24 protein-coding genes and 1 other RNA gene are annotated in these 20,986 nt (G+C 61.3%); 5 read left to right on the forward strand and 20 right to left on the reverse strand.

The window, feature by feature from the left end:
• Window positions 1-25: 25 nt before the first annotated feature.
• The 19 genes from nhaD to ffs form a co-directional block, all read right to left on the reverse strand.
• Window positions 26-1,291: a sodium:proton antiporter NhaD gene (nhaD, locus tag ALTERO38_RS09540; RefSeq protein ID WP_159968243.1), complete on the reverse strand. Its 1,266-nt coding sequence runs from the start codon at window positions 1,289-1,291 to the stop codon at window positions 26-28.
• Between the two features lie 160 nt (window positions 1,292-1,451).
• Window positions 1,452-1,772 carry a hypothetical protein gene (locus ALTERO38_RS09545; protein ID WP_102836126.1) on the reverse strand — a complete coding sequence of 107 codons (321 nt, stop codon included), beginning with the start codon at window positions 1,770-1,772 and terminating at the stop codon, window positions 1,452-1,454.
• A gap of 104 nt (window positions 1,773-1,876) precedes the next feature.
• Window positions 1,877-2,407, reverse strand: coding sequence for a C40 family peptidase (locus tag ALTERO38_RS09550; RefSeq protein ID WP_159968244.1), 531 nt, complete (start codon window positions 2,405-2,407; stop codon window positions 1,877-1,879).
• Window positions 2,408-2,490: 83 nt separating this feature from the next.
• Complete coding sequence (locus ALTERO38_RS09555) at window positions 2,491-3,138, reverse strand: C40 family peptidase (RefSeq protein WP_102836124.1); 648 nt, start codon at window positions 3,136-3,138, stop codon at window positions 2,491-2,493.
• A gap of 137 nt (window positions 3,139-3,275) precedes the next feature.
• Window positions 3,276-3,851 (reverse strand): cytochrome b/b6 domain-containing protein, encoded by a 576-nt coding sequence (locus ALTERO38_RS09560; RefSeq protein ID WP_102836123.1) that lies wholly within the window; start codon window positions 3,849-3,851, stop codon window positions 3,276-3,278.
• Window positions 3,852-3,865: 14 nt separating this feature from the next.
• Window positions 3,866-4,327 carry a group II truncated hemoglobin gene (locus ALTERO38_RS09565; RefSeq protein WP_159968245.1) on the reverse strand — a complete coding sequence of 154 codons (462 nt, stop codon included), beginning with the start codon at window positions 4,325-4,327 and terminating at the stop codon, window positions 3,866-3,868.
• A 70-nt stretch (window positions 4,328-4,397) separates the two neighbouring features.
• Window positions 4,398-4,691, reverse strand: coding sequence for a cyd operon YbgE family protein (locus ALTERO38_RS09570; RefSeq protein WP_372239365.1), 294 nt, complete (start codon window positions 4,689-4,691; stop codon window positions 4,398-4,400).
• Window positions 4,672-4,797, reverse strand: a complete 126-nt coding sequence (cydX, locus tag ALTERO38_RS09575; RefSeq protein ID WP_102836409.1) for a cytochrome bd-I oxidase subunit CydX — start codon at window positions 4,795-4,797, stop codon at window positions 4,672-4,674. The genes ALTERO38_RS09570 and cydX overlap by 20 nt, the downstream gene beginning before the upstream one ends.
• Window positions 4,798-4,852: 55 nt before the next feature.
• Window positions 4,853-5,995 carry a cytochrome d ubiquinol oxidase subunit II gene (cydB, locus tag ALTERO38_RS09580; RefSeq protein ID WP_102836121.1) on the reverse strand — a complete coding sequence of 381 codons (1,143 nt, stop codon included), beginning with the start codon at window positions 5,993-5,995 and terminating at the stop codon, window positions 4,853-4,855.
• A gap of 10 nt (window positions 5,996-6,005) precedes the next feature.
• On the reverse strand, window positions 6,006-7,646 hold the full coding sequence (locus tag ALTERO38_RS09585; RefSeq protein WP_159968246.1) for a cytochrome ubiquinol oxidase subunit I: 1,641 nt from the start codon (window positions 7,644-7,646) through the stop codon (window positions 6,006-6,008).
• Window positions 7,643-7,822, reverse strand: a complete 180-nt coding sequence (gene cydP / locus ALTERO38_RS21785; protein WP_148926292.1) for a cytochrome oxidase putative small subunit CydP — start codon at window positions 7,820-7,822, stop codon at window positions 7,643-7,645. Before cydP ends, ALTERO38_RS09585 begins: the two co-directional genes overlap by 4 nt.
• A 378-nt stretch (window positions 7,823-8,200) precedes the next feature.
• On the reverse strand, window positions 8,201-8,755 hold the full coding sequence (locus ALTERO38_RS09590) for a putative natural product biosynthesis protein (protein ID WP_159968247.1): 555 nt from the start codon (window positions 8,753-8,755) through the stop codon (window positions 8,201-8,203).
• 104 nt (window positions 8,756-8,859) lie between these two features.
• Window positions 8,860-9,225 (reverse strand): DUF2946 domain-containing protein, encoded by a 366-nt coding sequence (locus tag ALTERO38_RS09595; protein ID WP_159968248.1) that lies wholly within the window; start codon window positions 9,223-9,225, stop codon window positions 8,860-8,862.
• A gap of 136 nt (window positions 9,226-9,361) precedes the next feature.
• Complete coding sequence (locus ALTERO38_RS09600; RefSeq protein WP_159968249.1) at window positions 9,362-10,033, reverse strand: DNA-3-methyladenine glycosylase I; 672 nt, start codon at window positions 10,031-10,033, stop codon at window positions 9,362-9,364.
• Between the two features lie 94 nt (window positions 10,034-10,127).
• The gene (locus tag ALTERO38_RS09605) at window positions 10,128-11,198 is read right to left on the reverse strand and encodes a 3-deoxy-7-phosphoheptulonate synthase (protein ID WP_159968250.1); all 1,071 of its coding nucleotides are present in this window, start codon (window positions 11,196-11,198) and stop codon (window positions 10,128-10,130) included.
• Window positions 11,199-11,467: 269 nt separating this feature from the next.
• Entirely contained in the window at window positions 11,468-11,596 is a 129-nt protein-coding gene (locus ALTERO38_RS21520; protein WP_256663866.1) for a hypothetical protein, read from the reverse strand.
• A 416-nt stretch (window positions 11,597-12,012) separates the two neighbouring features.
• Entirely contained in the window at window positions 12,013-12,579 is a 567-nt protein-coding gene (gene efp / locus ALTERO38_RS09610) for an elongation factor P (RefSeq protein ID WP_102836115.1), read from the reverse strand.
• Window positions 12,580-12,713: 134 nt separating this feature from the next.
• Window positions 12,714-13,889: an elongation factor P maturation arginine rhamnosyltransferase EarP gene (gene earP / locus ALTERO38_RS09615; protein WP_159968251.1), complete on the reverse strand. Its 1,176-nt coding sequence runs from the start codon at window positions 13,887-13,889 to the stop codon at window positions 12,714-12,716.
• Window positions 13,890-14,167: 278 nt separating this feature from the next.
• Window positions 14,168-14,264: signal recognition particle sRNA small type (gene ffs / locus ALTERO38_RS09620), an RNA gene on the reverse strand.
• A gap of 304 nt (window positions 14,265-14,568) precedes the next feature.
• Here ffs and ALTERO38_RS09625 point away from each other — a divergent pair.
• Entirely contained in the window at window positions 14,569-15,555 is a 987-nt protein-coding gene (locus ALTERO38_RS09625) for an NAD(P)/FAD-dependent oxidoreductase (RefSeq protein WP_159968252.1), read from the forward strand.
• Between the two features lie 74 nt (window positions 15,556-15,629).
• Here ALTERO38_RS09625 and ALTERO38_RS09630 read toward each other — a convergent pair whose 3' ends face one another.
• On the reverse strand, window positions 15,630-16,559 hold the full coding sequence (locus ALTERO38_RS09630) for a ZIP family metal transporter (protein ID WP_148926299.1): 930 nt from the start codon (window positions 16,557-16,559) through the stop codon (window positions 15,630-15,632).
• Between the two features lie 239 nt (window positions 16,560-16,798).
• Between ALTERO38_RS09630 and ALTERO38_RS09635 the strand changes: the two genes are divergently transcribed.
• The 4 genes from ALTERO38_RS09635 to ALTERO38_RS09650 all read left to right on the forward strand — a co-directional run bounded on the left by ALTERO38_RS09635 (window position 16,799) and on the right by ALTERO38_RS09650 (window position 20,974).
• Window positions 16,799-17,983 carry an efflux RND transporter periplasmic adaptor subunit gene (locus tag ALTERO38_RS09635; protein ID WP_148926300.1) on the forward strand — a complete coding sequence of 395 codons (1,185 nt, stop codon included), beginning with the start codon at window positions 16,799-16,801 and terminating at the stop codon, window positions 17,981-17,983.
• Window positions 17,984-17,988: 5 nt separating this feature from the next.
• Window positions 17,989-19,209, forward strand: a complete 1,221-nt coding sequence (locus tag ALTERO38_RS09640) for an FtsX-like permease family protein (RefSeq protein ID WP_148926301.1) — start codon at window positions 17,989-17,991, stop codon at window positions 19,207-19,209.
• Window positions 19,202-19,933, forward strand: a complete 732-nt coding sequence (locus ALTERO38_RS09645; protein ID WP_159968253.1) for an ABC transporter ATP-binding protein — start codon at window positions 19,202-19,204, stop codon at window positions 19,931-19,933. The genes ALTERO38_RS09640 and ALTERO38_RS09645 overlap by 8 nt, the downstream gene beginning before the upstream one ends.
• A gap of 177 nt (window positions 19,934-20,110) precedes the next feature.
• Window positions 20,111-20,974, forward strand: coding sequence for an MBL fold metallo-hydrolase (locus ALTERO38_RS09650; protein WP_159968254.1), 864 nt, complete (start codon window positions 20,111-20,113; stop codon window positions 20,972-20,974).
• The last annotated feature ends 12 nt before the right edge of the window (window positions 20,975-20,986 follow it).

Below are 20,986 nucleotides of genomic sequence, written 5' to 3' on the forward strand. Positions count from 1 at the left end.
TGAGCTGCCGCGTCCCGAGCGCGGTTCAGCCCACCGCGCCTGCCACAGCAAGCCCGGTCAGATACACGCCAGCGAAGCCGAGATTGAATGCAACGAACAGGTACAGGCTGTATTTGAGGTAGCTACCGAAGGTCAGCCCCGGCACCTTGCTCATGGCCACGATGCCGGCTGCGGAACCGATGACCAGCAGCGAACCACCGACGCCCACTGCATAGGTCAGCACCATCCACTCGGCGATGCCCATTTTAAGTCCGGACTTCAGCAGTGCTGCGGTCAGCGGTACGTTGTCGATCGCGGCCGACAGGATGCCCATCAGGTAGTTGGCGACCACGGCGGGCACCTGGTCATAGATACGCACCAGGCCGTCGAGCACATGGATTTCCTTGAGCATGCCGACCAGCAGCAGGATGCCGAGGAAGAACAGTAAGGTCTCGAACTCAACCTGACGGACGTATTCCAGAATCGGATCGGTTTCGATGTCGTCGCTGAAGAAGCGCGCCACCAGAAACATGATCGACAACCCGGTCAGGAAGGTCAGCACGGGCGGAATCTGGAAGAAGAAGTTGCCAGCGATGGTGCACAGGATTGTGCCGAGAAAGATCAGTGCGATGGCAATGTCGACCCGGCGTACATCGGTGCGATGGCTCTCCACCACGACCTGCCCGCTCATGCCCAGCGAGAGCATCGCCGCTAGCAGCATGACCGCCAGAAAAGCCGGGAGCGCCAGCAGCAACAGCTGCAGGATCTGTACCTTGCCGGCTAGGAAGATCATCAGGGTCGTGACGTCACCGGTGATCAGCGCCACGCCGCCGGAGTTCACTGCAAACACCACCAACGCCGCGTATTTGATGGTCTTCTCAGCGCTGAGCTTGAGCGACATGATCAACGTGATGGAGACCAGCGTCGCGGTAATGTTGTCCGCCAGCGAGGAGAACACAAAGCAGAACGTCGCCGTCAGGAACAGCAGCTGCCGCTCGCTGATCCGCTTTGGCAAAACCAGGTAGATCAGGTTCTCAATCAGGCCTTTCTTGTTCAGGTAGGCGACAAAGGTCATCGCCGCCACCAGAAAGATCCATAGCCCGGCGATCTCCGCGATGTTTTCGTTGAGGCTGGTGAGCACCAGGTCGCGTTCGGCGCCCTGCGGGGAAAAGATGAACAGCAGCATCCACGCTAATGTGCCGAAGAACAGCGTGACCTTGGCTTTGTTTACATGGGTAATTTCTTCAAGAACGACACCGAGCAGAGCGGCCACGGCGAGGCCGATCAGCACGTACTGAAGTATTTCAGGCATGGGGCACCTAACGGATAAGGAGGGACGGTTCGTGCGCGGGTGCGCACCCGAGAAGTTGGGGCGCCGATCATAGCCAAAGTGCGACAATTCGACACCTGACAAATGTCAATTCGAAGATATTTCGAATTATTCCGCCGCACGGGTGTGGCTTGGCAGCCGTTTAATGGCGTGGCACGAAGCCGGCAGGCTTAGCCGACAACCAGTCAACGAAGGTGCGCAGCCGAGCATCGGCCAGCAACGCGTCGCGGCTGTTGAAGCTGAGCGCCAGCTCCTTTTCTGTAAACAGGCGATGGATCTGGTTGTGGCAGGGCCGGCAGACCCACAGCGTGGCGGTAATACGCTCCTCCCGAGGGAAGCGCTTTCGGATATAGGTCTTGCCGTGCAAGGCCTTGGGAATCAGGTGATGGCGGGTCAAAGGCGCCTGCCGCAGGCACAGCTCGCACACTTCAGGCTGGTCAGGCAAACGCAGGAGTGGCGCCATCTAACGACCTCTTACTCGCAGCGCCTGAAATCCGCACCAGCTCGGCGTCGCGGGGAGCAGAGAAAGTAAATTCCGGCGCCTATCATGTTCGACTCCCGCCAGCGTTAGGGGTTTTGAGCGAGACGGTCACCGTCCAGCACGCGCTTGGCGCTGAGGTAGCTCTTCTGCCAATAGCTGTTGGAAAGACTGTCCAGGCGTACCGTTCCGCCGGTTGAGGGTGCATGGACGAAACGCCCTTCGCCGACGTAGATGGCCGCGTGACTGACACGACGCCCGCCGCTGGTGGCAAAGAACAGCAGGTCACCTGCTTTCAAGGCATCACGCCTGATGGTAGCGCCCCGCATGGCGTTCATCTCGCGAGTCGTACGCGGTAATGCAACGCCGGCTGCGCCTCGGTAGACGTAGGTAATCAGACCACTGCAATCGAAGCCGCCATCAGGGGAATTGCCGCCGTAGCGATACGGCGTACCGACCAGCCCCAGAGCCGTAAACAGTACGTCTTCTGCACTGCCGGGGAACTCATGCGGTGTTGGCAAAGGCGCGACGACTACCGGTTCGACCGGCGCTTGGCTGGAACAGGCAGCAAGCAGCATCGCGGACAGCAGAACAGCTATAGAACGAGCCAGAAGAGGCATGGCAGAGCAGTCCAGGCAAATGAGCCATCACTCTGCCGGCATGCAGAAATGGATGCAAGCCCGATGCAGATCTATCTCAGCACTCAGTGATGACTGGAAACAGCGCTTGAGTTGTGGGCAAGGACCAGGACGCGCTTGGCTTGCATGAAGCTGGAACGCCAGTACTTGTCATCAAGGCTGTCGACGCGAACGCCGCCGCTGCGACTACTGGACGAGTGAATGAACCGGTCACCGCCGATGTAGATACCGGCATGGCTGACCTGACCGCGCCCACGGTTGTTAAAAAAGACCACGTCGCCCGGCTCCAGCTCGCTGCGTTTGATCTTCGGTGCTTCCAAATTGATCATTTCGCGGGTAGAGCGTGGCAGCTCGATGCCGGCCTCCTTGCGAAACAGAAAACTGACGAAACCACTGCAATCAAAGCCGGTTTTCGTGGAGCTGCCACCGTAGCGGTACGGGGTGCCCACCAGCGTGAAGCCGCGCTCAAGCACGCTATCGGCCAGAGCTGGCAACTCGTAGCTCTCGTCATCGGCGAGTTCACGAAGTTGCTGCTCGGTGGGTTCGTCTGTTACGGCTTGAGAGTCGGCATCAGCCTCTGCTATCTCGACCGGGAAATCGAACTGGAACTCCTGCGACAGCAGCGGACTTTCAGTCTGCTCCGGCTGCGCGGCACAGGCCGCCAACAGCGTAATGAGAGCAAAGGGCAACAGGGGTGCGAGGCGTTGGCGCATGGCACTGACAGGTCGGGAAGTCGAAAGTGGCGAAACTATGCCTGCGGTCGCTCCGATGAGCAAATTCTATTGCCGCAAATGTGACCGACTAGCTGCGGCAAAACGTCTGCGCGACCTGCACTTCAACTCACAGTTGATCATCCGTCGCGGTGATTTTCTCGGCCCAAACCGAAGATCGCCCCTAACAGGTTATCGCCTCTGAGTTGGTGGACCACAGCGAACATTACGTGGCCATACCAGTAGTACCAGAGCAGCTGGCCGAAGAATTTATGCTGCAAGGTGTAGCGTGTGAACGCCAAACCATCGGCTGGTGGGCCGACGTGCCCGGGTGGGATCATCGCGAACAGAACCATACCGGTAGCTGCACAGCCGCTGAGTGCCAGCAGGCCCAGCCCATGCCCGAAGCTGGAAAGCCCACGACGCGGGCCGCTTGGCGGCAACTTGCCGTGCACCAGGTCAATCCCCTCACGCAACACCATACGGCGCCCGTCGCGCCCCCACGGAAACAAGCGCTGCAGGTCGTACACGGCATAGCTGTAAAGCCAGAACAACAGCACGATCAGTGCCGCCAGCATGCCGACCAACCGATGCCAGGGAAACAGGTATTGGCTACCAGGATCGGACATCCACAAGCTGCTTAACTGCTGGAACATCGCGGTCAGGGCGACGGCCCAGTGCAACAGGCGCAACCTGATATCCCAACGCTCAGCCATGATCGTCCCGCTGTTCAACGCCCACAGCGCTCGCCCTCAGGCGTCAAGGCCGAGCAACCGAAGCCGCCACCATCGCAAGTACGTGGCGCATCGTTGCGCAGCATCTCGGCCATTTGCATGATCGCCTGCTCGAGGCGAACCCTCAGGGTGGCGTCCATGGTGATCTCTGCCAATGCTTGGCGCATGCACAGCATCCACTGGTCGCGCTCGGCCTCACCTATCTGGAAGAAGCGATGTCGCATTCGCAGCCGCGGATGGCCGTGCTTTTCAATGAAGCGGGAAGGTCCGCCCAGCCATCCGGAGAGAAAGTCGAAGAGCCGCTCGCGGATTTGAGTGGTATCCGCGCGGTGCATGTCGCGCACTGTCTCGACGCTGGGCTCGCTGAGCATGACGTCATAGAAGCGGTCGACCAGCTGGCGTAGCGGCGTATCGCCGCCCAGTTGCTGGTAAGGAGTGAGTTCAACGGTTGCGTTCACGTATTGCTCCTCTGAATAAGCCGAAACGGTTGCAAAGAACTGTGCCGCCGTGGCAGATCGGCCAGCCGCGCTACTGCTGCGCCCGCCACAGGATCAGGTAGCCAAGCCCCATCAGCAGCCAGGCGGCCGCTGGATGGAATAGCAGGCGCCATAGCCAATGCTGCGGCACGAAGCCGACGCCATGAATGAAGCCCGCGGATATGCCCCACATCACCAGCATCAGCTGTGCGTGGTTGTAACTACCTGCTCCGTCGAGCATCACCGCGGGGTGAATCAGCAACAGCAGGGCCAGCGGCGAGGCCAGCAGCAGCGAGAGCACGCAGCCGGGCCTGCGGTAGAGAATGCTATTGACCGAGCCGATCACGGCCTGGCTCCGCATCGAGGTCTTGGGTCGCTTCGAACCAGAGCGCGCTAATGATGCCGAAGCTGCAAGCCAGCAGTACGCCGAGAATCCAAGTGAAGTACCACATGATGATTTCTCCGTAGGGTCGTTCGGGCCAGACGCGTTGGCGCCTGGCCAGAGGGTCAGTACAAGCCGTGCGGGTTGGCGTTGATGGTCTGATCGTTGAGCCTCCCCCACATGCGGACATAGCTCCACAGCGTGTAGCAGAGGATCAGCGGCACGAAGATGCAAACCACCACGAACATGATGCCCAGCGTCTTGTAGCTCGATACGGCGTCCCACAGGGTAAGGCTGGAGGCCGGATCGAGACTCGACGGGAAGACGAAGGGAAACAGGGCGAAGCCGGCGGTGCAGATGCTGCCGACAATCATCAGACTGGTACCGAGAAAGCTCACCCCGCCGCTGTTACGACTGGCGCCCAGCAGCGCTATCAGCGCGCCGAGGATTCCGGCGACGGGTGCAATTTGGGTGCTTGGGTAGCGGCTGTAGTTGCCCAGCCAACCCGCATTGCTCTGCACCACCTGCTTGTCTAGCAAGGGGTTGAGTGCAGCCCCCGGATCGGTGACAGACAGCTGGTTGAAGCCCTGAATGCCGAACGCCAGCCACAGACCCGCCCCGACGAAGCCAATCAGGAATACCAGCGCGCACAAGCGGGTTGCCAGGCGCGAGCGCTCGCCCAATGCACCTTCAGTGCGCATCATCAGCCAGGCACCGCCATGGGCGCAGAGCATGCTCAGGCTGACGATGCCGCAAAGCAGCGCGAAGGGGTTGAGCAATTCGAAGAACGAGCCGTGATAGCTGGACCGCATCAGCTCGTCGAGCTGGAACGGCAGGCCGAGGAACAGGTTGCCGAAGGCCACACCGAACACCAGCGCTGGCACCGCGCCTCCGACGAACAGGGCCCAGTCCCAGGCACTGCGCCAGCGCGGGTCTTCCACCTTGCTACGGTAGTCGAAGCCCACCGGCCGGCAGAACAGCGCGAAGAGCACCAGTAGCATTGCCCAGTAAAGCCCGGAAAACGCCACTGCATAGACCATCGGCCAGGCTGCAAACAGCGCACCACCGGCGGTGATGAACCACACCTGGTTGCCATCCCAATGCGGCGCGATGGTGTTGATCGCCACGCGCCGCTCGTTGTCGGTCTTGCCAACGAAAGGCATCAGCGCCATGGCGCCCATGTCGAAGCCGTCGGTCAGGGCAAAGCCGATCAGCAGCACACCGATCAACACCCACCAGATGAGTTTGAGCACTTCGTAGTCGAACATCTTGTTTACCTCACACAGGGGTCGGTTCGATAGGTGCGTCTTTCGCTGCTGCCGGTACGGCACCGGCGTCGCGGGGCTTGTGAATGTGCCTGGGGGTGGCCGGTGCGAGCTCGAAGTGGTAGCGGCCGGTGTGCAGGCTGCTTGGCCCGAGGCGGGCGAAGCGGATCATCAGGAACATTTCCACCACCAACAGCAACGTGTAGAACGCCACCAGCGCCACTAGCGAACCCCAGATATCCCCCGCCGCCAACGTCGACGCGGACAAATGCGTCGGCAGCAGCTCGGCGATCGACCAGGGCTGACGGCCGTGCTCGGCCACGTACCAGCCGGTCTGCGCGGCGATCCAAGGCAGCGGCAGGCTGAACAAGGCGAACTTGAGTAACCAGGGTTTGTTCTCCGCATTGCGTTTGATCGAAGCCCAGCTGGCCAAACCAAACAGCAACAGCATGAGGAAGCCCGCCAGGACCATCGCGCGGAAGGTCCAGAACAGGCTGAACACGTCGGGAATCGTATCCAGCGCGGCCAGGCGGATCTGCTCGTCACTGGCGTCAACCACCTTGTCGGTATAGCGCTTGAGCAGCAGGCCATAACCCAGGTCCTGCTTGACCTCGTTGAACGCGGCGATGGCCTGCGGCGACTTGTCCCCGCTTCGGAGTGTTTGCAATCGCTGATAGGCAAGCATGCCGTTGCGAATGCGCAGCTCGTGCTCGGCGACCAGCTGCTTGATGCCCTTCACCTCCTCGTCCAGCGAGCGCGTCGCGATCAGCCCCAGCGCATAGGGAATCTTCACCGCGTAGTCGGTACGCTGTTCCTGCTGATTGGGCAGACCGAACAGGGTGAAGCCGGCCGGTGCCGGGTGGGTTTCCCACTCGGCCTCGATGGCCGCCAGCTTGACCTTCTGCACGTCGCCAATCTCATAGCCGGACTCGTCACCGAGGATGATCACGGAGAGGGTCGAAGCCAGACCGAATACCGCCGCGATGGCAAACGAGCGCCGGGCGAAGCCAAGGTCACGTTTCTTCAGTAAATAGAAGGACGAAATCGCCAAAACAAAGATCGCCCCAGTGACATAACCAGCCGACACCGTGTGGACGAACTTGACCTGGGCGACCGGGTTGAACAGCAGCGCGCCGAAATCGACCAGTTCCATGCGCATGGTTTCGACGTTGAACTCCGAGCCCACCGGGTTCTGCATCCAGCCGTTGGCGATCAAGATCCACAATGCCGACAGGTTCGACCCCAGCGCCACCAACCAGGTGACCGCCAGATGCTGCACCCGGCTCAGGCGATCCCAGCCGAAGAAGAACAACCCGATAAAGGTCGACTCCAGGAAAAACGCCATCAGGCCTTCGATTGCCAGCGGCGCGCCAAAGATGTCACCCACGTAGTGGCTGTAGTAGGCCCAGTTGGTGCCGAACTGGAATTCCATGGTCAGCCCGGTGGTGACACCGAGGGCGAAATTGATACCGAACAGCTTGCCCCAGAACTGGGTCATGTCCTTGTAGACCTGCTTGCCGGTCATGACGTAGACCGACTCCATGATGGCCAGCAGGAAGGCCAGGCCCAAGGTCAGCGGCACGAACAGAAAGTGGTACATCGCCGTCATGGCGAACTGCAGGCGTGACAGATCGACAACGCTTTCCGAGATCATCTCGGTCCTCCCTCAGGGATCGAACCCCGTGAATCAAGCAAATACTCGGCAATCCGCGCCGAACCGTTTTCCGGAGTGCTGGGCGCATCGAACCAGATCGTTTTTATGGTTATGAGGATCGCAAGCTTGACCAGCAGAACCAGCGCGATGTCCCGTCTGAGCGATGACCTAAGCATGCCTAGCTCTCCTTGCACATCAGTGCCGAAATCCGTTCGAGCGCATCGGACTCCGACCACATGAGGCGATTGCAGCCCCCTTTGGGGAGGGGGCCAAAACCCGGTTGTCGCGGCCCGGGCTCAATCGCTACACCTCGAACCTACCGTGGAACTCTGCTCGGATCCGAGGCAGGGAAAGTGTCCGGCGTCACCGTCTTAGCAACAACTGCGACAACCTGCCCCGCCCCGCCGACACTGCCCACTGCATCCACGTCGTTGCACGCTAGATCAGCGATACGGCGCCCCGCGCAGAGCATCACGGGAAGTTGCGCCTGCATCACGCGCCGCATCGACAACCTGGCTGGCAGAGGCCAGCACGTCCGCGGCGCACTGTCGCAGTCAGGGCACCCTCAACCAGCGCCGAAAACCGCTGCCACTCGTCGAGGCAAGCGGGCTCCAGGCAAAGTCCCAAGGCGCCGGAGGAAGCTCTTCCTGTTCAGCTGCAAGCGGCCGCGTGCCCAGGCGAACGTGTGGCTTCCAGTCGAACACGTGCTGATTGCCACCTTGCCAGCCAAGCACGACGCCGATTGCCGCGCTGTCGTCGCTGGCTACCCAGCGCGCGGCAGCGGCGATCATCATGGTCTCGATATGCTCCGGCTCGACCAGATCTCGGTAACCGGAACTCAGCAGCCAGCGGCAGACGCCGAGGTGAAACGTCCAGCCCAGCGCCAGCTGGCAGCCGTAGGCCCACGTCATGAACTGGCGGAAGATGTCCAGACCATCTGGCGGATCAAGCTTGAGCAACCCTGGGCAAACGTCGAACAAGGCATGCCAATAGGGCAACAACCGGGCGTCCAGATGCACAAAACTGCGGGCATTGCTGGGGTAATCCGGGAAGGGAAGCCGATAGCCGATGCGGCCCTCGGTGCGAGCGAATTTTTCCATCATGGCCATGGTGAAAGCCCCTGAGTTGACCGAACCGTCGGGTCACCGACAGTCTTTTCGTCCGCTCCGCAGCCAGGCTGCATTCGGACGGTGAGGGAGTCCGGTCGGGGGTATCAGGGTGCGCGGGGATTCAGCGATGGCCAGTGGTAACGCGGACCACCCCGTTGCGGGCCAGGTCGAGGCAGCGACACGGTTGCCGGAATTCCCAGCCAACCCAGCGCAAACAGCACCGCAATGGCGAGAAAGACCGAGCCGCATAGCGGGCAATCCAGCATGTGCTCAGCCAGCTCATGAACATCGGCGGGGAACACATCGCCGCCAGCTGACGATACATTGCTGGCGCAGAACGACTCCTGCCCCATGGCAAGCTCGAATCCCATGTGGGAACCATGGTTCAAGCTGCAGACAAAAGCGTTGAGCAGGATGCAGGTGAACAGCACCCATATGATCTGAATACGCTTGTCTTTGACGATGGTCATGTTTTGACTGTACACCGCCCGTGCTTGGGCGGCGCTGCGCCAAACCGCCGCAGAACATCGGGCTAAGCGCTGTTGCCGTCACGGGCGACATCGCCGACCAACGAAGCTTCGACACTCCACTCGTAGGTCGAGCCCGTCAGTGGTTTACCGTAAACGCCAGCATCGCCGAGAGCTGAGACATGGGACGGCCACTGTCGCTGTGCCATTGGTTGAACACCGATTGCACGGCTGCCTGGTCCCGCTGGCTGCTGGGCACCTTGTCCACCACCTTCTGTGCTTTGAGCGCAGCGACCACGTCATCGCTGGGGATGAACGTATCCTTACCCGCCATGCGCAGCAGACGCGGCGCCGAAAGGCCTCCCAGCTGGGTGCCGTGCTTGGCCAGGTAGCGCCACAGGCCGACGATATCGGTGACCGGCCAATCCGCGATCAGGTTGCCGAAACTCCCCTTCTCTTTCGCCACGTCCAGCAAGAACTGGGCGTTGCGCGGCACGCTCTTGAGTTTTCCCAGGTGGCGGATGATGCGGGCGTCCTGCATCAGCCGTTCAATGTGTTCGCCGCCCATCAACACCAGCTTTTCAGGGTCGAAACGAAAGAAGACCTCTTCGAACGCCGGCCATTTGGCGTCGACCAGGCTGTGCTTGAGCCCGGCGCGGAAGATACGCAGGCTGATCAGCGAGAGGTAACGGTCATCCGCAACGGCGCGAAGCTCATCGGGACGCTTGGGTTGCGGCAGGCGGCTCTCCAGTGCTGCGGCCGAGCCGAAACGATTGAGGCAGTATTCGTGCAGCCATTTGTAGTCGCGCATGCAGGTCCTGATTCATCGATCGAAACGAGCCGCACAGGTTGCCCTTGGCAACCCGACGTCGCAAGCCCGGCCGTCGCAGCCGGGCTGGTTCGCTCTAGCGACGCAGCCGATCCGCAGCCCGACGCAGTATTGCCTCGGTGCCCGCCCAGCCCAGGCAACCATCGGTGACGGACACGCCATATTTCAGCTTGCCAGACAGGGGCTGACAGCCGTCGAACAGGTGACTCTCAAGCATCACACCGCGCAGAGTCGAATCGCCAGCCATGCGCTGATCGATAATGGACGCCAGCACCGCCGGCTGGCTCAGCGGATCTTTACCGCTGTTGGCATGACTGCAGTCGACCATGATGCGCGGAGCAATGCCCTGGCGCAGCAACGTGTCGCGGGCCTTTGCGACGCTGTCCTCGTCAAAATTCGGCCCTGAGTGCCCGCCACGCAACACCAGATGGGTATCCCCATTGCCGCTCGTGCTTAGCAGCGCTGGATGCCCCAGTTCGTCGATTCCGAAGTGCTGATGCGGGTGCTTAGCCGAGCGCATGGCATCACAAGCAATCCCGAGGCTGCCATCGGTCCCGTTCTTGAACCCCACCGGCAGGTCGAGCCCGCTGACCATCTCACGGTGAATCTGCGACTCGCTGGTACGTGCACCGATCGCCGCCCAGCCAAGCAGGTCATCAAAATAGCCCGCCGCCAGGGGCTGCAACAATTCGGAGGCGATCGGCAACCCGCACGCCAGGATATCCAGCATCAACCGCCGCGACAGGTGCAGCCCTTCGGCCATGTCACCGCTGCCATCGAGCTGCGGATCGTAAACCAGCCCCTTCCACCCGACGGTAGTTCGTGGTTTCTCGACATAGGCGCGCATCACTAGCAGCAGCTGATCGCTGACCTGTGGGGCCAGTTCCGCCAGCCGCTCGGCGTATTCCAGTGCGGACGCCGGATCATGCAATGAGCAAGGGCCAACCACCACCAGCAGGCGCGGGTCATCGCCGTTAAGCACGGCGCGAATGGCCTTTCGATCATCTCGGACGCGCTCGTCAAGCGATGCACTGAGGGGCAGCCGTTGCCGCAGTAAAGCGGGACTCGGTAACGGAAGAGCGCTACGTCTGGCTGGGGTGGAGGAAGTGTTGCAGCTAAGGGCTGAGGCGTTGATTGATGCATTCATGACTGGCGGTCCTTTGGCCGACGCGGCATCTGTGCCGCGTCGGCGCTAGCGAAGTGTTCGGTCTGGGTGTGTCAGTACTGCGGCCGTGAAGCGGCTAAATCGCCAGTCATAGCGGTAGGTGCGGTAAGCGTTGTTGTTGTGATACATGGTGCTGTCCTCGGTGTGTAAGGCCTTCTAGGCCAGAAAAAGAAAACCCCCGATCGGGTGGCCGACCGGGGGTTCGAAAACTGTCTGGTGGCGACCCGGGTTGCTAGGGCGCCTGTGGGGTATCAGGCGCGCCGATGGCTAAACCAATACCCAAAATAGTAACCGGCAGCCGCAATCGCCTGCCCACGCAGCGACGCCGTACGCATGGCGCTGGTGGTCGCAAGGATCGAGGGAATCAGATTGAGCAGCATGCTGTTCTCCAAAGGATGCCCGAACCATACTCCAGCGCGCCGACTGGTTTCAACCGGCAGTGCAGTAAGAATCAGCCCCCGCTGCTCTGTGGGCAGCTGGGGCTCGCGCTGTCACAAGATTGCCTGAGGCTGTGAGCTGAAGACGCTTCTGTTCGGCTGAGCATCAGAGCCGCCGTCCCGATGCAGGTTGAGTGGAGGCAACCTCGCAGGGTAGGCACCTCTCTCGTGTCAGGTCCTACCGTTCAGATGAACCGTAGTGCCTGACGCTCCGCTTGCTGCTTTCCACGAAGAATACATACACCGCGCGACCGGCCCACCACATATCACCGGCCACAGAAAAACGAAACCCCGCAATAAGCGGGGTTCGGTCTCAACTAGCCCGGCGCCAGGCCGGGCTCGTCCGCGCAGGGCTGTAATCAGGCCTTGATGCGGGACTTGTACTCGCCGGTGCGAGTGTCGATTTCGATCGAGTCGCCGATTTCGCAAAAAGCTGAAACCTGCAGCTCAGCGCCATTCTTCAGGCGCGCAGTCTTCATTACCTTGCCGGAAGTGTCGCCTCGAACGGACGGCTCGGTGTAGACGATTTCACGAACGATAGTGTTCGGCAGATCGACCGAAATCACCTTGTCGTTGTAGAAAGTGGCTTCGCAGACGTCAGTCATGCCGTCTTCGATGAAGGTCATCACGCCTTCAAGGTCGTCTTTTTCGATTTCGTACTGGTTGAACTCTTCGTCCATGAATACGTAGAGCGGGTCAGCGAAGTAGGAATAGGTCACTTCCTTGCGCTCGAGAATGACCGGTTCCAGCTTGTCATCAGCCTTGTAAACGGTCTCGGTCGCCGAACCATTGAGCAGGTTCTTCAGCTTCATCTTGACCACGGCACTGTTACGACCGGACTTGTTGAACTCGGCTTTCTGGATGATCCAGGGCGCGCCGTTGATAACGGCCACTTGGCCGGCACGGAACTCTTGTGCGGTTTTCATACGAATATCCGAATGGAATTAGAGACATAAAATCAGGCCGCGTATCATAGGGTCTGTTCCTGTTTCGTCGCAAGCCGCGTTACTGCGACGCATCGCCCCCTTTGCTGTCCCATATTGGCAGGCTTACCGAATGGTCAAGCCGGAGCAGCCGGGTGTCGCGCCGGAGCAGGCCCTAACCAGTCCGCGTAAAACAGCATCAGTTTTCCGGCCAGATCTCCGTTGGCGACCTGTTTGTGTGTCCAGCGGTCCGCATGCGCCTGCAGCTCCGCCTCGTGCTCGAGCATCGCGGTCCAGGCGATGCCGCTGCCTATGCCCTCGTTCCAGGCACGCCAGAACTCACGTACCACTCCCGCAGCCGGTGGTGAGAGGTCGCGGACATACAGATCCAGATATGCGTTGAGCTTGTCCCAGTGCGCATCTTCATCTTGAGGGTAGATGTGCCAGACCAGTGACCGCCCTGCCCATTGCGCCCGAATGAAGGATTCTTCGCCGCGCACGGCATTGAAATCGCAACACCACAGCAGCATGTCGTACTGGTTCTGGGTCATGAACGGCAGCACTGCAACCTGCAGCGCACCACGGGCGTGACGATCACCAGCTCGCAGCTGTTTAAGCCCCAGCCATGCCGCCACGTCACCCAAGACCCGCCCCTCAGGCACCAGTAGCTGTGATGGACGCGCATCAACAGCCAGCGCATCGAGCCATCCGGCGACGGCTCGATTTTCATAGGCGAACAGCGAGAGCAAGCGCGCGTTGGCCGGCACGGTCAGATCGAAGCTCTGCAGAAAGGCTTCACGTAGCACCGGGTTGGCTTGAAACGCCTCCCGGCGGGCCAGCAGATCGCCCTCGCGAATCAGACCGCCGGTGCCCTGCTCGAATCCCGGAAAGAAAAAATACTTCTGCAAGCCATCGGGCTGCATAGAAGGCAGCGCATGGCAGCCCACCACCCAGTCTTCTGCACTGAGGTACTCGAGGTTGAGCCAGAGGCTGCGGCGCCCACTGCAAGCCATTGCCTTTATATAGGCGTCGGGAAGCTGGCAGGCAAAAGCCTCGATCACCACCTCAGCCGGCTCTGCCCCTGGCCACTCAGGTGTCCAATGACGCACCTCGACACCTTCGTGCCATTGCTGAGCGGAGGTGATGCTGGCGCCCGGGCAAAGCCGAGCGAAGGTATCGAGGTCATCGACCCATAACCGCACGCACTGGCCGTACTCGGCCACCAACTGCCGCGCCAGTCGCCAGGTCACGCCAATGTCACCGTAGTTGTCGACGACAACGCAAAAGATGTCCCAGCTTGTTTTAACTGACAAACGAAACCCCTCGAATGTGCCGTTTCAGGCCAGTTGACCTGCAGGATGTCAGCAGAAGAATCCCGACTACGGCGCTCCAACCACATTTCCAGCCGGACGCATGGTCAGCAATGCCAAGCGCTCGACTGGCTAGCTGTAGGCGAGCTTGAGTACTTTCGAGCACTGCAGTCTGAAGATGTCGCCTCATCTCGATAAATGGGCGTGAGCACTCGCTCGGACTCGCAGGGAGCCGATGCTTGGCAATCGAAGAAGGGAATATAGATCGTCATGGAGGTGAACCCTACCAGCCACACCCCGGCACACAATGTCACCGCTGCGGCTGCTCCCTTCCGGGCCTGACCGGGTTCACGGCTGATCGTTGCGGGGGGACCGGCAGGGCCCACCATGACAAACCCGCCTGGCGGCGAGCGGCGCCATTGTACCGGCTTATCAGCAACTTACAACCACTGCCTGCGAACGCCGGTTTCACTGGCCGCATAGCCTACCCCACCGACCAGTATGACCGCCGGTCAGCAACCCCGAAAACGGCGAGACCGTTTAGTCCATTGCGTCAAAACCCTCTAGCCAAACACGAGCGTCTGTCCGAGGATGGGGAGGCTAAACGCTATCGAACACTTGTCATGAAATCATGCCGCAACCAATCGTTTGTGCGGCTGATGACACAGCACTCGAGGTAATCATGAGCAAGGCTCCAATCGCCATCATCGGTACCGGAATCGCGGGCTTGTCCGCAGCCCGTACACTTCACGATGCCGGGCAGCCCGTACACCTGTTCGACAAAAGCCGCGGCAGTGGTGGTCGGATGGCCAGTAAACGCAGCGATGCGGGTTCGCTCGATCTGGGCGCGCAATACTTTACCGCGCGGGACCGCCGCTTCACCGAGGCCCTGCGCCAGTGGCACGCCGAGGGTTGGGTCGATCAGTGGGCGCCGAACTTGTACCAGGCTCGCGACGGACAGCTGACCCCCTCTGCCGACGAGCAAGTGCGCTGGGTTGGCACACCGACCATGAGCGCGATCACCCGCGGCCTGCTGGGCGATATCCCGGTCACCTTCAGTTGTCGCATCACCGAGGTGTTTCGCGGTGAGCAGTTCTGGACATTGGTAGACGCCTCAGGCGCCAGCCATGGCCCCTTCAGCCAGGTAGTGGTTGCGGTTCCGGCGCCTCAGGCCGCAGCGTTACTACCCAGTGCCCCCAAGCTTGCCGCCGTTGCAGCAAGTGTCGCGATGGAACCGACATGGGCGGTTGCGCTGGGCTTTGCCACACCGCTGAGCACTCAGGTGGAAGGCTGTTTCGTTCAGGACGATGCCCTTGACTGGGTGGCTCGCAATCGCAGCAAACCAGGGCGAGACGGCGAGCTAGACACCTGGGTGCTGCACGGCACCAGCAACTGGAGCCGCCAGCATCTCGATCTTTCAAAGGAAGCGGTGATCGAGCGCCTGCATGGCGCGTTCGCCGAGCTGATCGATTGTGTAGTACCCGCGCCGGAGTTCACGTTGGCGCATCGCTGGTTGTATGCCCGACCGGCCCAGGCCCATGAATGGACGGCACTGGCCGATGCCAGACTGGGCCTGTACGCATGTGGTGACTGGTGCCTGTCCGGCCGAGTCGAAGGCGCCTGGCTCAGCGGACAGGAAGCCGCCCGCCGACTGCTGGAAAACCTCTAAACAGAGTCACGGCCTCCTTCGCGCAGTGCTGCATGACTGCGGAACGGGGGCCGCTCAACGCCACGCAGATGCGTTCAACCCAGCGCAGTGTCTAGAAACATCATTACAGCGAAGCCCAGCATCAGCCCGAGCGTGGCCGGCGTTTGATGGCCGTTGCGGTGCGTTTCTGGAATGACTTCATGCGACACCACGAAGATCATGGCGCCCGCCGCCAACCCGAGGCTGACCGGGTAAGCAATGGCAAAGCCGCTGGACATGCCTATGCCGACCAGCGCCCCGATGGGTTCCATCAGCCCGGAAGCTGCCGCAATCAGCACGGACGTCCGCGCAGACAAACCGGTGGTGCGCAGTGCCAGCGCGACCGCCAGCCCTTCAGGGATGTCCTGTATCGATATCGCGGTGGTCAGCGGCAACCCGACACTCAAGTCGCCAGTGGCGAAACTCACGCCGATGGCCATCCCTTCGGGAATGTTGTGCAGCGCGATAGCCAGGACAAACAGCCACACGCGATTGAGCCGCGCGAATTCGGGTCCGCGGGGCCCGGTGCTCTGGTGCTCATGCGGCGTGAAGTGGTCCAACCCGAGCATCAGCAAAACGCCGAGGCCGAGCCCGACCACGACGGTCAATGCCGCAGCGGGCCCGTTGCCAAACAGCTCACGGCCGGCTTCCAGTCCCGGCAGGATCAATGAGAATGCGCTAGCTGCCAGCATCATCCCCGCCGCGAACCCGAGCATGCTGTCCTGGGAGCGAGTGGATATATCGCGCAAGCCGATGGCCAGAAACGCGCCAACAGCCGTGGCTACGAAACCGGCGCTCCCCCCGAGCAGGGCGTAGCGAACGTTACTGGACTCGTTATTGAACGCGTTGACGCCACCGGCCACGAGCAGTAACAGGACAACCACTGCCGCTGCGACAAGGCTGAAGGTAATCCACGGACTGGCTTGGGCCTGAGCGAGCCAGACGGCGCGCAAAGTGGCAGCGGGGCTTTGAGCGGTTGACGCCATGATCAGCAAATCCTGAAAGCGGGAACGTTGATTGTACGCAGCCCCTTCTAAGGGCGAGGCTATCGCTGCGATAGTCCCGTACCACGAAGGGGCTCACTCTTTGAGCCCAAGAGCCTGCCGATGATTCAACGCGGTTAGGTATCTCCGCCGAGGGATACCCGCGCTGTACCAATAGCGGGTGATTATCCGTAAGCTTGTGCGTCCGATGGTCGTCATGTGTCGCACAGGGAGTGGTCCGTTTGCCTGCCGCCAAATCAATCCGCCGCGCGTTCCTGTTCCTCATTGTGCTGCTGTTGATTGCAGGCTGGCTGGGCGGGCGTCAGCTGCAAGGGCCGGAGTTGCCAGGTTACCGGCTGGAAACACGACCATTGGTGCAACGCGTGGTCGCCAGTGGCGAAGTGGACACCCAGTCGCTGGCCCAGGTCGGCAGCGAGATCACCGGCGTGATTGCCGCGCGGCATGTGCGTGAAGGCGACGCGGTAAAAGCCGGTGATCTGCTGCTGGAGCTGCGCGATGACGAACAGCGTGCCCGCTTACGCGAAGCCGAAGCGGCCCTGCAGCAACTGATCGATTCCGCTCGCCCACAGGCAGAGGCGACGGCGCGCGAGGCCCAGCACAATCTCGAGCAGGCAAGCCGCGAGCTGAAGCGCCGGAAAGCACTGTTCGACCGCAAGTTGCTGGCTTCCGAGCCGCTCGAACAGGCGCGCCGCGCGGAACTGACGGCACGCGCTGTGCGTGATCGCGCACGCTTCGCCGCTGCAGCGTTGGCCGAGGGCGGCAGTGAAGAGCGGGTGCAGCAACAGCGCCTGGAAGCGGCACGCGCGGCACTGGCCAAAACCCGTATTCACGCGCAGGTGGATGGCATCGTCCAGACACGGGACGTCGAACCCGGCGATCTGGTGCAGCCGGGCCGCACACTGCTGACTATCGCGCGCTCCGGCAGCAGCGAAATTCTCCTTCCCCTGGACGAGAAGAACCTGGCACCGGTCGAGCTCGGCCAGGCCGCCAAAGTGATCGCCGACGCCTATCCCGAGCGGGTGCTGCAAGCTCGGGTCAGCTTCATCGCGCCGAGTGTCGATACCGCGCGCGGCACCATCGATGTCCACCTCGACCTGCTGGAGCCAGCCGATTTCTTGCGTCAGGGCATGACGGTATCGGTAAACATCGAGACCGGCCGCCGTGAACAGGCGCTGGTGCTACCCAACGATGCCCTGCTCGCCCGCAACGGCACTCGCGCTCAGGTGCTACGGATAAATGAGGGCGTCGTCGAGCGCGTCGAGGTTCGCCTGGGTCTGCTGGGCACTGCACTGAGCGAAGTGTTAGAGGGCCTGACCGCTGGCGACTTGGTGCTGGCTGCCGAAGCCGAAGCCGGTCAGCGCGTGCGGGTTCGCGAACAGCCGATGCCCCACGGCATCCGGGATTGACCGCGGTGCGCCTGGCCGACTCTCTTTGGACGGAATGGCTGATTGCCCTGCGCTTCCTGCTGGACAACCGCATGCAATCCCTGTTGATCATCTTTGGCATCGCTGTCGGTTCCGCGGTCATCGTGTTCATCACAGCGCTGATCACCGGCCTACAGGCCAACGTCATCGAACGGACCCTGGGCACACAGGCGCATATTCGTATCCTTCCGCCCGATGAGCTCAACCGTGTTCTGCCCGCCGATGATGGCAGCTGGTCGCTAGTGCTTGAGAGTCCGCGAGCGCAGCGCCTGCGCTCGATCATCAACTGGCAGGACATCCGCGACGTGCTTGATGAAGATCGGCAGGTACTTGCCGTTTCACCGGTCATCAGCGGTCCGGCTATCGCTCGGCGCGGTGTGGCGCGAGCATCCGTCGCGCTGCTCGGCATCGATCCGGTGCGCTATCAACAGATCATTCCGCTGGCCAAAAATTTGATAGCTGGCCAATTCACCGTCGGCGCCGGTCATGCAGTGATCGGCAAGGAACTCGCCCGCGACTTGGGCCTTGGCATCGGCGACAAGCTAAGGCTGGACGCCGGCGAAGGCCGCGAGGCCGTGGTCGACATCGCCGGTATCTTCGAGCTGGGGGTGCGCGAGCTGGATGCGCGCTATGTCTACCTCGACCTGAAGCAGGCTCAGACCCTGCTCGACCTGGCCGGAGGCGTCACCGTGATCGATACCACGGTCGGCGAAATATTCGAAGCCGACCGCATCGCCGAACGCCTGGCCCGCCTGACCGGGCTGCGCGCCGAAAGCTGGATGGAAACCAATGGCCAACTGCTCAACGCCCTCAGCTCGCAAAGCATGACCACAGAGATGATCCGTGTGTTCGTCGGGGTCTCGGTGGCCTTCGGCATCGCCAGCGTGCTGGCGGTAAGCGTCGTCCAACGCACCCGCGAGATCGGCATCCTGCGGGCCATGGGCAGCCCGCGCGGACAGATACTCCGAGTGTTCCTGCTGCAAGGTGGGTTGCTCGGTTTGCTTGGCTCGGCCTGCGGCGGCGCTGTCGGCTGGGGCTTGGTGCAGGTCTTCAATCTGGCCGGGCCACGCCTGTTCTTCATACCGGTCGACCCGACGCTGGTACCACTGGCGATGCTGGTCGCAACGGTTACCGGCGTGTTGGCCGCCGCCATGCCGGCACGCCGCGCAGCGCGCTACGACCCTGCCGTGGCGATCCGTTATGTCTGAGTCCGCTGCCAGCCCGAGCGTCGAAGAGGTTCTGCGTCTCGAGCAGGTACGTAAAGCGTTCAACCTCGGCACCCCGCTGGAAACGGAAGTGCTGCATGGCATCGACTTGCAGCTGTGCCGCGGTGAACTGACGGCGCTCATCGGGCCATCCGGTTCCGGCAAAAGCACCCTGCTCAACCTGATCGGTCTGCTCGATGCGCCCAGTTCAGGCGAGCTGTACCTGCTCGGCCAGCCCACCCGCAACAGCGATGATGAAACCCGCACCCGGCTGCGCAACCAGGCCATCGGTTTCGTGTTTCAGTTTCACCATCTGATTTCGGCGTTCAGCGTACTGGAGAATGTGCTGATGCCATTGATGATCCGCCACGGCAAGCCGTCGAGTGCGGATATCGAGCTGGCTCGCAGTTTGTTAGACGAAGTCGGGCTGGGCGCGTTTGCCAACAAGAAACCCACGCAAATATCCGGCGGTCAGCAACAACGGGTCGCCATTGCCCGCGCACTGGTCACCCGCCCTCCACTGCTGCTGGCCGACGAGCCAACCGGCAATCTCGACACTCGCACCGCGCAAAATGTCTTCGAGCTGTTCCACCGTATCAATGCGCAGTTCGGCTGCGCGGTACTGGTGGTGACCCATGATCCGCGGCTGGCTGCCGACTGCGCACGAACCATACAACTGGTTGACGGCCGTATTGTCAGTGACCAATCCGGCACCAAGACACGCTGACCTTTCACCGGCAAACCGCCAACGCTCTCCCCTGCCACCCCAGCTTCGCCTTGAAACACCAGCAGAATTGGTTCGCGCCCATTAATAACTATTAAGTCTAAGCATATAACCGTATCTAGAGCTAAGATCCTTGCAGGCATACCCCCACCCGTATCTAGCCAAACAAAGGAGCAAGCCATGAATGCCCGCGTTGAAGCGTTCTTCGATCCCGCGACCTTTACTTACAGTTATGTTGTCAGCGACCCGGAAACGCGTCAGTGCGCGTTGATCGACTCGGTGCTGGATTACGATCCGGCGTCGGGCCGTACCTCGCATGCCGGGGCTGAGTGCTTGGTCGACTTTGTGCGCGAGCACGACCTCAAGGTGCAATGGCTGCTCGAAACCCATGTGCACGCCGACCACCTGAGCGCCGCGCCGTACCTGAAACAGCGGCTGGGCGGGACGCTGGCGATCGGCGACCAGATCACCGTCGTACAAGACACCTTTGGCAGCCTGTTCAATGCGGGCAGCGAATTCGCCACTGATGGCCGTCAGTTCGATCGTCTGTTTCACGACGGTGATGTCTTTCAGGTTGGCCACATCCAGGCGCGGGCAATTCATACGCCAGGCCACACGCCGGCGTGCATGACCTATGTGATCGGCGACGCCGCATTCGTCGGCGATACCCTGTTCATGCCCGATTACGGCACCGCGCGATGCGACTTCCCCGGCGGAAATGCACGGACGCTATACCAGTCGATCCAGAAACTGTTCACGCTACCAGCCGAAACCCGCGTGTTCATGTGCCACGACTACAAGGCACCGGGCCGCGAAGAGTTTCGCTATGAGACGAGCATCGCAGCCGAACAAGAGCGCAATATCCACGTGCACAGTGGCATCAGCGAGGACGACTTCGTCGCCATGCGCACCGCGCGCGACGCCACCCTGGCGATGCCCACGCTGATCCTGCCGTCAGTGCAGATCAACATGCGTGGCGGTGAGCTGCCAGCGCCTGAAAGCAACGGCACCCGCTATTTGAAGATTCCTTTGGACGCGCTGTAACTGCCTGTGTGG

This window comes from Pseudomonas sp. 9Ag, from assembly GCF_902506445.1.
Taxonomy (GTDB): domain Bacteria; phylum Pseudomonadota; class Gammaproteobacteria; order Pseudomonadales; family Pseudomonadaceae; genus Stutzerimonas; species Stutzerimonas stutzeri_AB.

Excerpts from the sequence above, each read along its gene's own strand:
- nhaD (WP_159968243.1), bottom strand. The coding sequence starts at position 1,291 with ATGCCTGAAATACTTCAGTACGTGCTGATCGGCCTCGCCGTGGCCGCT.
- ALTERO38_RS09545 (WP_102836126.1), bottom strand. The coding sequence starts at position 1,772 with ATGGCGCCACTCCTGCGTTTGCCTGACCAGCCTGAAGTGTGCGAGCTG.
- ALTERO38_RS09550 (WP_159968244.1), bottom strand. The coding sequence starts at position 2,407 with ATGCCTCTTCTGGCTCGTTCTATAGCTGTTCTGCTGTCCGCGATGCTG.
- ALTERO38_RS09555 (WP_102836124.1), bottom strand. The coding sequence starts at position 3,138 with ATGCGCCAACGCCTCGCACCCCTGTTGCCCTTTGCTCTCATTACGCTG.
- ALTERO38_RS09560 (WP_102836123.1), bottom strand. The coding sequence starts at position 3,851 with ATGGCTGAGCGTTGGGATATCAGGTTGCGCCTGTTGCACTGGGCCGTC.
- cydX (WP_102836409.1), bottom strand. The coding sequence starts at position 4,797 with ATGTGGTACTTCACTTGGATTCTCGGCGTACTGCTGGCTTGCAGCTTC.
- cydB (WP_102836121.1), bottom strand. The coding sequence starts at position 5,995 with ATGTTCGACTACGAAGTGCTCAAACTCATCTGGTGGGTGTTGATCGGT.
- ALTERO38_RS09585 (WP_159968246.1), bottom strand. The coding sequence starts at position 7,646 with ATGATCTCGGAAAGCGTTGTCGATCTGTCACGCCTGCAGTTCGCCATG.
- cydP (WP_148926292.1), bottom strand. The coding sequence starts at position 7,822 with ATGCTTAGGTCATCGCTCAGACGGGACATCGCGCTGGTTCTGCTGGTC.
- ALTERO38_RS09590 (WP_159968247.1), bottom strand. The coding sequence starts at position 8,755 with ATGGCCATGATGGAAAAATTCGCTCGCACCGAGGGCCGCATCGGCTAT.
- ALTERO38_RS09595 (WP_159968248.1), bottom strand. The coding sequence starts at position 9,225 with ATGACCATCGTCAAAGACAAGCGTATTCAGATCATATGGGTGCTGTTC.
- ALTERO38_RS09600 (WP_159968249.1), bottom strand. The coding sequence starts at position 10,033 with ATGCGCGACTACAAATGGCTGCACGAATACTGCCTCAATCGTTTCGGC.
- ALTERO38_RS09605 (WP_159968250.1), bottom strand. The coding sequence starts at position 11,198 with ATGAATGCATCAATCAACGCCTCAGCCCTTAGCTGCAACACTTCCTCC.
- ALTERO38_RS21520 (WP_256663866.1), bottom strand. The coding sequence starts at position 11,596 with ATGCTGCTCAATCTGATTCCCTCGATCCTTGCGACCACCAGCGCCATG.
- efp (WP_102836115.1), bottom strand. The coding sequence starts at position 12,579 with ATGAAAACCGCACAAGAGTTCCGTGCCGGCCAAGTGGCCGTTATCAAC.
- ALTERO38_RS09625 (WP_159968252.1), top strand. The coding sequence starts at position 14,569 with ATGAGCAAGGCTCCAATCGCCATCATCGGTACCGGAATCGCGGGCTTG.
- ALTERO38_RS09630 (WP_148926299.1), bottom strand. The coding sequence starts at position 16,559 with ATGGCGTCAACCGCTCAAAGCCCCGCTGCCACTTTGCGCGCCGTCTGG.
- ALTERO38_RS09645 (WP_159968253.1), top strand. The coding sequence starts at position 19,202 with ATGTCTGAGTCCGCTGCCAGCCCGAGCGTCGAAGAGGTTCTGCGTCTC.
- ALTERO38_RS09650 (WP_159968254.1), top strand. The coding sequence starts at position 20,111 with ATGAATGCCCGCGTTGAAGCGTTCTTCGATCCCGCGACCTTTACTTAC.